This window comes from Agrobacterium sp. NPDC089420 (assembly GCF_044900305.1).
Lineage (GTDB): Bacteria > Pseudomonadota > Alphaproteobacteria > Rhizobiales > Rhizobiaceae > Agrobacterium.
Map to the genome: position 1 here is coordinate 19,877 of NZ_JBJDMY010000032.1, position 7,206 is coordinate 27,082.

The following is a 7,206-nucleotide window of genomic DNA, read 5'->3' on the forward strand; positions in this document are numbered from 1 at the left end:
TATAGATTCATCTGCGATTTTGCAAGGCGAGAGCAATGCGAAGTGGGAGTTAATGATGCCTTCTGTAGCGACCCAGACCCTTTCAACCGAACGTATGATTTCCGGCCCAACAAGCAGTGCGACCGATGGCGACGTGATTTGGGTGCCATCGAAATCAATCTGGACCTGTTCACTGACACTGATTGCATTGGTTTTTGGCCCGGCTACTTTCGGTTGGGATGCCTTTGCACTGTTCGTGGTAACAACGGCGGTCACTATTTGCGCCGGTCATTCGGTTGGCATGCATCGTCTGCTCATTCATCGTTCGTTTCAGACCAGCAAGGCAGTCGAATACATCCTCGTTTATCTAGGCACGCTGGTCGGCATGGCCGGACCCTTCGGCATGATCCATGCCCATGACATTCGAGATTGGGCACAGCGCCAGCACGAATGCCATCCGCTTCATGCCCATCGCCGCTGGTTCCTTGCGGACGCCTGGTGGCAGATGCATTGCGCGGTAAAACTGCGCCAGCCGCCCACATTTGTCATCGAGAAGGTTGTGCGTGAAGACCAGTTCTACCAGTTCATCGAGAGGACGTGGATGGCGCAGCAATTGCCATGGGCCGCGTTGTTCTTCTTCGTCGGCGGCTGGAGTTGGTTGGTATGGGGTATTGCGGTGCGCGTCTCGGTCTCGCTGACGGGGCATTGGTTGATTGGCCATTTCGCTCATCGCCGTGGCCACCAGGGCTGGAGCGTCGATAATGTTGCGGTTCAAGGTTACAACCTGCCCGCCTTCGGGCTGGTCACCTTTGGCGAGGCCTTCCATGGCAACCACCACGCTTTTCCGCAATCCGCACGCCTGGGCCTGGAAAGAGGCCAGATCGACCTTGGCTGGACCCTCATCCAGGGTCTCATGGTGCTGGGACTAGCTAAAGAGGTGAAGTTGCCAGAGAATACGCAGCCTCGCGACGGGCTGCGGCGCGTGGCGGGGGAGGAGGCTTATGTGCCACGAACCTGTTTGCAGACATGCAAAGGATGCCCGATTTCGGCGGGGCGGACTTGAACTCTTGGCGTTGCGAGCAGGCGGTATATGAAAGCGACGACGGTGATCCCGTCATCCGTCGAATACCATGCTCTCGCTGAGCCTGCGCATAGGCGCGCCGAATAGAGGGGTGAAAAGTGACGGACAAGTCTCCGCGTGTGGCAAGTGCCGGTCTGGCCAAAGATATCGTGGTCGCCTTCTGTGCCTCCATTTCGCTTCTGGCGATGGCGGCTGGTGTTATCGGCGGTGGTCTTCTGTTCTTCTCTCCCGAAGGAGGCGGCTTTTTTGCCGGTCTCGGCAAGGTGCTCGGCGGGCTTGCTTTTGGCGCGGGCTGCCTCGTTTCCTTCATTTGCAATTTGGTCTGCTGGTGGGCGGGAAAACGGCCGCGCTGGCTCGCGGGTATCATGGTCATACAGAGCCTGCCAGCACTCGGCTTTGGCGCATGGCTGCTTTCATGGAGTGCGGATGAACGACGAGATAAGCGCATCGGCTTCCAAACTGCCGCGCTTTTTGACGCGATCGATCACGACGATGTTAAGGCGCTCATGCAGGCGCGGGAGAAATGTGAGGTGCCTTGCATGGAGAGTGTCTCGTCGGAAAAGATGCTCATGGTTGCCGCGGAACAGGGCGCGCAGGGTGTGGTGGGTTACCTTGTCGCGGCGGGCGCACCGATCGGAAAGTCCTGGTATGACAGGAGGAGCCTGCGTACATGCGAGGGACTTTACCTGCCGGCCCTTTCCGCGCTCGGTATTGCGGTTGCGCTGAACGACATGGCCATGGTCCATCTCCTGATGCCCGCGAGCGACCTGGATGCCCGGCGCGAGGCGATGTGGGTGGCGGCAAAGCTCGACCGCTTCGATCTGATGATGTTCCTGGTGGAAAACGGCGTGCCGCTCGATATGCGCGGCGGGGTTCTCGATTCGAACAATACCTTGCTCGTTGCCGCGTCCGAGGGTGCCGCGCTTCGCGTGGGACGCTGGCTGATCCAGGAAAGACGCATGCCAGTCGACGCAATTGCAAATGGACCCGATCCCTATCCCGGAACGGCGCCTGTCGCCGCGCTCTACCAGTTCATCGATGCGACCGGATCGGCCCGTGGCGCCGCGTTCCTCCGCATGCTCAAGGAAAACGGTGCGAACCTGGATGTTCCGGTCAGTGACCGGTCCTCCATGCTTGAGGACGCGGTCAGCACGGGCAGGAAGAATGTCGCGCAGATATTGATAGATGGTGGAGCGGATGCCTCCCATCTGCCGCCGGCAAGCAAAACGGCCCTCGATGAGTTGATGGCTGGCCCGGACAGACCCTCCTATCCGCAGGAGACGGAGGGCTGCATAGCTCAAATGATCACCAAGAGGAAACCGGATCATGGCGTAAGGTCTCCGGCCGTACATTCCCTCCGTATCACTCTGCCAGCAGTTTTACCCTTTGCGGATTGAAATTGTCATAGGCACTACCGCAGCTCGCGTAATGGATGGCTTCTTCCGGCATGCCCGTGGCCCTGATAGCCGCTCCGTTGGACAGCCGCACCTCCACGTAGCGTTCTCCCTCGACCGTTTCATCCGGCAGGAAGTAGAGCAGGGCACGCAACAGAGTCGATTCTCCGTTCAAAGATCCCTGCTGCCGGAACGCGGGCAGGCGAAGCGTGGCGGAATGCCAAATTTGCGGCTTATTCACTGTCTGCCAGCGAATACTGAGCGGCTGGTCGATATCGACGAAGGCTCCGCCTACCGGCTGGGGGAAGTCGCGGCATTGTGCCGGCTTGGGAAACATCGACTTGACTGGCCATTCACCGATGTCCAGCCCCTGACCGTTGACTTCGAGCCTGGCGATGGAAGCCGGCATATAGTTCTGCACCCTGAATTGGACTAGCCCCTTCAGCTTCTTCTCCTCCAGTTTCTGTTCCGTCATTCCCGACAGGCGGCTCAGACTGGGAACGACCTCTACATGGTCGGCATAATGGAAATAGAGATATGTCAGCCTCGGCGCTTCTTCCTCTCCCAGGATGGGAAAGAACGGGCGCAGGTCTGGATAGGGGAAACGGTGCAACGGCAATGAGGACAAAGCCTCGCCGGTCATCGAGCGATATGTATATCGGTCGATGCCATCCTTCAGCCGGGACCCTTCATAGGGAAATAGCCCGGCTGCGATAGTGTCGGGATTGGGCCAGCGCCGGAATGTCGAAAAGCGCTCCGGGTTCTCTGCCGAAAGCGGCATGTCAGGCCCTCCGCCGGAAGAGGTGCTGGCAGACGGCCTCGTGTCGAGCCACAGGTTGCTTCCGCTCAGGTTGACATGCGTCTCTGAAATGGCGGGATTAGCTGTACCGAAGCGATCGGCTTTTCCCTGTTCGATGGATTGGCTGACCGGGAAGATAGACAGCGCAAGCAGCGTCGGCAGGAAGATCAGTGCGTGCGCGCGCCCCGGAACCTGCCCGTGGTCGCGGATCATGTAGGCTCCCCACGTGACCAGTAAAAGAATGGCGAGGGGGCCGCCAATGACGATCGCTCCCGTCAGCAACGCAACGGCACCCCAGCCCAGATTCGGAGTGATCACCGCCACGATGGCAAGGAAGGCGATCCAAGTTGCCAGGACGAAAGAGACGATGATACCGAAGATATAGCGTTTGGGATTTTCCATAGTCATTGCGCTCTCAAGGGAAGCTCCTGGCTCGCGCCAAGCAGAACGATCCTTTCGCATGGAACGCTTCAGTTGAAAATGGCTTGGTCTGCCGACTCACGGTTTGAGAATGGCGCAACGGAGCGGCGAGATCGTTTCGGCTATCGGAGCACGGTCAATTCTCCGGACCGCCTCAAGTCGGGCGGAATCACGTAGGCGTTCCCATCATAGGTCAATCTGATCTTCCTGGTGACTGGCTGGTCGTTGATGCTCTCGCATTCGCCTTTCTCCGTGACTTTGGCGACGCTCGATTTGGCAGTTTCCGTCACCAGGATGTCTGCAACGCCTTTGTGGGAACGCGCATCCATGGACAGCGCGCGCTCTATGTTATCGAAGGCTCCGGCACAGTTGGTGTCCCATTCTCCTCCTCCCTCCGATACGACGATATTGTCGAGAACGGGGACTAGTTTTTCGCCATTGATGGCGTAAAGACGCAGCGTCGTGTCGCCAAAGGGATTGGCACGGGAAGAGCCTTCCGTCGAAATGCGCACGCCGAAGGCCATCTTGTCGGGCGCCAAACGATAACGGGCGGTATCGAAGGTAACGCTGATGATTCTTACCGCATCATCAGCCATTGCGTCTTTAAGGCGCAGCCGCTGCATAGGCTGAAGCGTGTCTTTATCGAGCACCAGAAGGTCCATATCGCCCTCGTTCCCACCCTCCATCTGTGTGCTTATCAGGGGAACCGTAACCAGCATTCTATTGGGAAAAGCAGGCCATATCCGGCAGACAACAGCGTGTGGATCACTGCCGACATAAGAGCCTTCCGCCAGTGTGATTGTTGTACCGTCTATACGGAATTCTCTATCGCCGGTCTTTTCGGCAGCCGGATAGGCTTGCCGGATAATGGACTCGCCGTTGGCGCCGCATTCATTTTCCGCCGCGGCATTGGCGCCGGCTCCCAGGAGCGCAGCCGCAAGAAGCACAAATCCCCGGACGGTATGTTGCGCTATGCTCATGGTATTGCCTCTCATACGCTGTCGGACGTCGCTCGTTAATGAAGGAGTCGACGAATCGGCCTGCTCATCCTCTGGATATTCATCTGCCGCGTCGAAATTTTCAATTGAGGTTGGATGTCGTATTCCAATCGATCATCTGCACCGTCGTAGGGACACAATACCGTTCGCTTGCACCGATCAAGGCCGGTTTGGCGGTCGGCGTGGCAATTAAGCGCTGACGAATTCTAAAGCGTTACGATTGCTTGTATTTCGTTCTTAACTATATGACTTTTGTGCCGGAAGCGAAAATTTTGCGCAGGCGGAGGTATTTTGTTTCAATTCAACGATCTTCTGCGGCTTATCATATGCCTTCTCATCACAGGAAAATTTGCGAAGTTCGCCTACGGGTATTTATCGAATTTTGCAGGATGGCATTCGCCGTGGAAGCGCCTTATGGCAATTAGCCCGATCATATTGGCATGGATATTTGCGTTGTGCGGGGCATACATGCTGTGGAGCAAGTAGGAATAATCTCTGGGGCCATTACAGTCACGTTGTTTAATCAACGTTGGAGCAAGGCATTCGTCTGAGAAACTGTCCAGGAAGTTATTCATTTTTGAACAGTGCTTTCGCAACATGAGGTGGATAGATGCCAGTTTGAGGAAGGCGAGCGCACTGCGAGACAGGTTCTCTAATTCCTTGATCAGTCTGCGGCATCGCTCCAGCCATGCGAAGGTCCGTTCGACCACTCAGCGTCTCGGCAGAACCTCAAAGCCCTTGGCTGTATTCGGTCGCTCGACTATTTCGGTGGCGGTCAAGGGCATCGCTTTCTTCTGACCTTTGGCGAAGACGAGTCTCTGATAGCCGCCGTCGCAGTCCTGGATATCCGTCGGATGAACCAGCGCGTGCAGCAGCGACCTATCGTATATCGTCGATGCCTTTGGTGTCGCTTGGCCGTTGGGACCTAGTTTACATCCCTTCAAGACCCACGGGTGCAGGGTTTCCAGTCCCAGTCGGTTTGGGCCCGACAAGGCGATGGGGCCGTTCGTGCTATCAGAGAACGGTAACATTCTCTGCTTTTGGCTTCCCAGTCTTGCGGTCTTGTCCGACATCGTAGCTGACTTTTTGTCCGTCGGTCAGAGTGCCGCTGAAGCCTACAGCGGAGGTATGAACGAACACGTCCGGCCCGCCGCTATCTGGAGTGATGAAGCCAAAGCCCTTGTCTTGCGTGAAAAATTTGACTGTACCAGTTGCCATAATGCCCTCGTTTGTTGGTTACAACCGTATCGCATTGTCAACCGTTACAGTGAGCTTCAAGGTTGTCCAGACTGCGCGATCCTGATCAAGCGCGTCAGGATTGCGGGTTAGAAGCCGCTCAAGAGCTTAATTGGACACATTCATTGCGGCTCGCAAGGTATCGTTGATGCGCTCTTGCCAGCCAGGACCGTCCGCCTGAAAATGCGCGAGGACATCGCTGTCGATCTTCAATGATACAAGCTCCTTGGTGTGAGGGATTGCAGGCCGTTCAACGGCTGGCGCTGCGACCTTCTTTACCGGTTTGAACAGTGCCTCGGCTGCATCTTTTGGATTGGACGGTCGTCGGGGTGTTACCATGGTCATATCCTCTTGTGTCGTGGGCTTGAACAGCGCAGCCGATCAGTTTTTTGTTTCTAGGCTGTATGCCCAACACAGCGGTGGTCGCAAGCCACGTGTAGTGGGCAGCCGAAGGAACGTAATTGCTGCTGATAAACTGGTCAGCCGCCACGTAATCCGGAGGAGATCGCATATCGCGAAGTGAAACTCCACCGGCTTCCTGCAACTGCCGAACTGGTTGGAGGAAGCCTCACCCGACAATAGCCTTCGATCTCCTCTAGGAGTTTAGTTGTTCTAAAAGCCGGTCACGCCTGCTCCGGAAATCGTTAGTGAATGGTTTCCATATCATATAATCAGAGGCTTAGCTAAATTAAGCCGAAGCCCGGCGGTTTGAGTCGGTTCAAGGTGAAGATGTCGGTCAATTGGGCGGAAAACGGACGATTGTAAATCGAGACAGCCCGCTCTTTTCGAAGAACACGGCTAACGCAGGCGCCTAACGTTCTAGCTGCCGTCGCTTTTCGACGAGGAAGTCGACGAAGACCCGCAGCTTGGCCGGCATCTGGTCGCGGGATGGCACATAGAGATTGAAACCCTCGAAGGGCAGACACCAGTCCTCCATCACACGCACCAATGCGCCGGAAGCCAGATGCTGACGCACTGCAAAGTCCAGATGCATCACAAGCCCGAGTCCTTGGAGGGCGGCGCTCAGCATGACATCGTCGCTGTTGGTGGCAAATGTTCCGACAGGCTGGAACAGCCGCTCCTCGCTTGAGCGAGGGTCCGTCAGCTCCCAGCGAAAAACGGCCCCGCTGCTCGACTGGCGGAAGCCAACGCAATTGTGGTTCGCCAGATCCTCGAACAGCTTCGGGACCGGATTGGTCGCAAGGTAGGCCGGCGAAGCGACGACGGCAAGGCAAACAGGTGGCGTGATCGGTACGGCAACCATCGTGTCTGTCACGCTTTCGCGCAGACGAATGCCCG

The 7,206-nt window shown here is 56.7% G+C and carries 7 protein-coding genes and 1 pseudogene; 2 read left to right on the forward strand and 6 right to left on the reverse strand.

The genetic code is table 11. The features are described 5' to 3' along the window. Positions 1-55 precede the first annotated feature (55 nt). On the forward strand, positions 56-1,042 hold the full coding sequence (locus ACI2KA_RS25610) for an acyl-CoA desaturase (protein ID WP_404505256.1): 987 nt from the start codon (positions 56-58) through the stop codon (positions 1,040-1,042). A 116-nt stretch (positions 1,043-1,158) separates the two neighbouring features. Then, positions 1,159-2,457, forward strand: a complete 1,299-nt coding sequence (locus tag ACI2KA_RS25615) for a hypothetical protein (RefSeq protein ID WP_404505257.1) — start codon at positions 1,159-1,161, stop codon at positions 2,455-2,457. On the opposite strand, the gene ACI2KA_RS25620 is transcribed toward ACI2KA_RS25615, so the two are convergent. The 6 genes and pseudogenes from ACI2KA_RS25620 to ACI2KA_RS25645 form a co-directional block, all read right to left on the reverse strand. After that, the gene (locus ACI2KA_RS25620; protein ID WP_404505258.1) at positions 2,423-3,661 is read right to left on the reverse strand and encodes a hypothetical protein; all 1,239 of its coding nucleotides are present in this window, start codon (positions 3,659-3,661) and stop codon (positions 2,423-2,425) included. The genes ACI2KA_RS25615 and ACI2KA_RS25620 overlap by 35 nt on opposite strands. 134 nt (positions 3,662-3,795) lie before the next feature. Beyond that, entirely contained in the window at positions 3,796-4,653 is an 858-nt protein-coding gene (locus ACI2KA_RS25625) for a hypothetical protein (protein ID WP_404505259.1), read from the reverse strand. A 673-nt stretch (positions 4,654-5,326) separates the two neighbouring features. Then, positions 5,327-5,411 (reverse strand): annotated as a pseudogene (locus ACI2KA_RS25630) (IS5/IS1182 family transposase); the annotation flags it as partial. 274 nt (positions 5,412-5,685) lie between these two features. Beyond that, positions 5,686-5,889, reverse strand: coding sequence for a cold-shock protein (locus tag ACI2KA_RS25635; RefSeq protein WP_404505260.1), 204 nt, complete (start codon positions 5,887-5,889; stop codon positions 5,686-5,688). Positions 5,890-6,015: 126 nt separating this feature from the next. Further along, positions 6,016-6,246, reverse strand: a complete 231-nt coding sequence (locus ACI2KA_RS25640; protein WP_404505261.1) for a BrnA antitoxin family protein — start codon at positions 6,244-6,246, stop codon at positions 6,016-6,018. Positions 6,247-6,718: 472 nt separating this feature from the next. Then, the coding region (locus ACI2KA_RS25645; protein WP_404505262.1) for a LysR substrate-binding domain-containing protein at positions 6,719-7,206 on the reverse strand (488 nt) is incomplete at its 5' end.